4 protein-coding genes are annotated in these 3382 nt (G+C 67.3%); 3 read left to right on the top strand and 1 reads right to left on the bottom strand.

Annotation, left to right across the window (positions count from 1 at the left end):
- On the bottom strand, positions 1-581 hold a 581-nt coding region (locus V7Z54_RS09600; RefSeq protein WP_334136161.1), incomplete at its 3' end, for an MFS transporter.
- A 130-nt stretch (positions 582-711) separates the two neighbouring features.
- On the opposite strand from V7Z54_RS09600, the gene gshA reads away from it, so the two are divergent.
- From gshA to V7Z54_RS09585, 3 genes are all read left to right on the top strand, one after another.
- Positions 712-2007 carry a glutamate--cysteine ligase gene (gene gshA / locus V7Z54_RS09595; RefSeq protein ID WP_334136159.1) on the top strand — a complete coding sequence of 432 codons (1296 nt, stop codon included), beginning with the start codon at positions 712-714 and terminating at the stop codon, positions 2005-2007.
- Positions 2000-3046: a glutathione synthase gene (gene gshB, locus V7Z54_RS09590; protein WP_334136157.1), complete on the top strand. Its 1047-nt coding sequence runs from the start codon at positions 2000-2002 to the stop codon at positions 3044-3046. The genes gshA and gshB overlap by 8 nt, the downstream gene beginning before the upstream one ends.
- A partial coding sequence (locus V7Z54_RS09585; RefSeq protein ID WP_334136155.1) for a VanZ family protein occupies positions 3046-3382 on the top strand: 337 nt, incomplete at its 3' end. The genes gshB and V7Z54_RS09585, both read left to right, overlap by 1 nt.

The following is a 3382-nucleotide window of genomic DNA, read 5'->3' as shown; positions in this document are numbered from 1 at the left end:
GTGGCGCCGGCACGGCGGGGCGGTTCGGCGGGAAAGCGGATGCCGGCCATCACCGCCATCGACAGCAGGGCGATTGCGGCCAGCGCCAGATACGCCCCTAGGAACGGCGTGCCGAGCAGGTTGCGCGTGTGGTTGGCCAGGTTGGGCCCGGCGACGGCGCCGATCAGGCCGCCGGCCAGTACCAATGAGACCGCCTTTTCTCGGTACGCGGGTGACGCCAGCTCGCCGGCGGCGAAGCGGTAGAGCTGGCCATTGGCGCTGTAGTAACCGGCGATCACGGTGGCGGCGACCAGCAGCCAGAACTGATGCGTGGCCACAGCGGCGGCCGCCAGCAGCGCCGACCCGAACGCCACCCCCAGGCCGAGCTGGAACGCCACCTGCCGTCCCCAGCGCGCCTGGGCGCGGGCAACCCGTCCGGTGGATAGGGCGCCCCCCACGACGTAGCCCATCAAGGGCAGGGTAGCCATCCAGCCCACGGGGGCCAGACTCAGCCCCACCAGCCCATTGATGGCGATGAAGACGACGTTGTTGGTGAGAAACAGGCCCTGGGCGATGGCCAGCAGCCACAGGTGGTGGTTCATGGGCCATGGTTATAGCCGATACTCCATCGGGTTGCCGCGCGCGCACCGGACTTCCTACAATCGGTGCACTGGGGCCGGTCGCGTCCGCACGGCGTGGCCAGCCGTCCCTCTCACCCTGTCAGGGCATCGCATGGTTCCCCATCTCGTTACTGCACTCACCGGCCCGATCAACGAGCTCGAGCAACGCATCCTGGAATCCACCCCGGTCATCGAGCGCTGGTTCCGCCTGGAGTGGATGGAGCACACGCCGCCGTTTTACACCTCGGTGGACATCCGCAACGCCGGCTTCAAGCTGGCGCCGGTGGACACCAACCTGTTCCCCGGCGGCTGGAACAACCTGACGCCCGAGATGGTGCCGCTGGCCGTGCAGGCGGCCATGGCTGCGATCGAGAAGATCTGCCCCGAGGCCAAGAACCTGCTGCTGATCCCCGAAAACCATACGCGCAACGTCTTCTACCTGATGAACGTGGCGCAGCTGCAGCGCATCTTCTACTCGGCGGGGCTGAATGTGCGTATTGGCTCGATCAACCCGGAGGTCAAGGAGCCGACGCCGATCGAACTGCCCAACGGCGAGACGCTGCTGCTGGAGCCCGTCATCCGCGAAGGGCGGCGGCTGGGCCTGAAGCACTTCGATCCTTGCACCATCTTGCTCAACAACGACCTCAGCGCAGGCGTGCCGGGCATTCTGGAGGACCTGCACGAACAATATCTGCTGCCGCCGCTGCACGCCGGCTGGCACGTGCGCCGCAAAAGCAACCACTTCCGTGCTTACGAGGAAGTGGCCAAGCGTTTTGGCAAGCTACTGGGCATGGACCCGTGGCTCATCAACCCCATGTTTGCCCAGTGCGGACAGGTGAACTTCGCCGAGGGGGCCGGACTGGAATGCCTGCAAACCCAGGTCGATGCGCTGCTGGCGCGCATTCGCAAGAAATACAAAGAATACGGTATTCAGGAGCGGCCGTTCGTCGCCGTCAAGGCCGACAACGGGACGTACGGCATGGGCGTGATGATGGTGCGTGACGCCGCTGAATTGGAAAGCCTGAGCCGCCGCACCAAAAACAAAATGAACATCATCAAAGACGGCCAGCAGGTCAGTGAGGTCCTGATTCAGGAAGGCGTGATGACGCACGAGCGCATCAACGACGCCGTGGCCGAGCCGGTGGTGTACATGATGGACCGCTACGTGGTGGGCGGGTTTTACCGGGTGCATGCCGAGCGCGGCGTGGATGAAAATCTCAACGCCCCGGGTGCCAGCTTCGTACCGCTGGCGTTTGAGAAAAGCTCGCTGCAGCCGCAGCCCGGCAGCAAGCCGGGGGCGAGTGTGCCCAACCGCTTCTACATGTACGGCGTGGTGGCGCGGCTGGCGATGCTGGCCGCTGCCTACGAGCTGGAAGCCACCGACCCGGAGGCGGAACACGATGCATGAGGCTGCCGTCAAGCCGGTGCCGGCCAGCGATGCCGCCGGTGGGGTCACGCCGCGGGCCAGCGGGGTCCAGCCCCTGCGCCGTGTGCTGGTGGTGGCTGATCCATTGCACACCTTTGCCACCTACAAGGACACCACGTATGCCATGATGCGCGAGCTGGCACGCCGCGGCGTGACGCTGGCCGCGTGCGAGCCCGCGCACCTGCAGTGGCGCAGTGGCGAGCCGGTGACGGCGTGGGTGCGCGAGGTCACCCTGACCGGCGACGCCGACGACTGGTTTCGTGTGCGCCAGCAGGCGCGCGAGCCGTTGCAGGCATTCGACGCGGTGCTGATGCGCAAGGATCCGCCGTTCGATGCCGAATACTTCTACGCCACCCACCTGCTGCAGCAGGCCGAGCGCGAGGGCGCGCGCGTCTTCAACGCCCCGACGGCGCTGCGCGACCACCCCGAGAAGCTGGCGCTGATGGAGTTTGCGGCGTGGGCGCCGCCCACACTGGTGACGCGCTCGGCCGAGGCGATCCGTGCCTTCCACGCCGAGCACCGCGACATCATCCTCAAGCCGCTGGACGGCATGGGCGGGCGCGGGATTTTCCGCATCGGGCCCGATGGCATGAACCTAGGGGCAGTGATCGAGACGCTGACCGCGCACGGGCACACCACGGTTATGGTGCAGCGCTTCCTGCCCGAAATCGCCCAGGGTGATAAGCGCATCCTGCTAATTGGCGGCGAGCCGGTGCCGTATGCGCTGGCGCGCATCCCGCAGGGTGGCGAAGTGCGCGGCAATCTGGCCGCGGGCGGGCGCGGCGTGGCACAGCCGCTGTCCGACGCCGACTGGGCGATTGCGCGCGCCGTTGGGCCGGTGCTGGCGCAGCGCGGCCTGCTGCTGGTGGGGCTGGATGTGATAGGCGATCGGCTCACCGAGGTCAACGTCACCAGCCCGACTTGCTTTCAGGAAATTGCGCAGCAAACGGGCTACGATGTGGCGGCACGTTTCGTCGATGCGCTGGCGTCGGCAGTGGCCGCGGTGCCCAGGGTGCGGTGATGGGGGGCAGCCGTCAACGCACACGCGTCTGGCGCGTTGGCTTCTGGTCGCTGGCTGTCGTGGTGACCGTGCTGTCGCTGACACCGCCTACCCATTTGCCGCCGCAGATGTTCGACCTGTGGGACAAGGCCCAGCACGCGCTGGCGTTTGCGGCGTTGGCGTCTCTGGGGCGCTTGGCCTACCCCCGTTTGGGCTGGTCCGTGGTGGCGGCAGCTTTGCTGCTACACGGTGCCGCCATCGAAGCCGCGCAGGCGGCCACCGGCTGGCGCCACGCCGAGGTGGCGGACTGGCTGGCCGACGCGGTGGGCGTTGGGCTGGTGTGGAGCGTGGCAGCGG

Source organism: Tepidimonas sp., from assembly GCF_036824975.1.
Lineage (GTDB): Bacteria > Pseudomonadota > Gammaproteobacteria > Burkholderiales > Burkholderiaceae_C > Tepidimonas.
Note: the sequence above shows the minus strand (reverse complement) of the source record. Positions and strands in the feature narration are given on the sequence as shown.

What these genes read in the sequence shown, in the direction of transcription:
- gshA (WP_334136159.1), top strand. Translation starts at nt 712, where the DNA reads ATGGTTCCCCATCTCGTTACTGCACTCACCGGCCCGATCAACGAGCTC.
- gshB (WP_334136157.1), top strand. Translation starts at nt 2,000, where the DNA reads ATGCATGAGGCTGCCGTCAAGCCGGTGCCGGCCAGCGATGCCGCCGGT.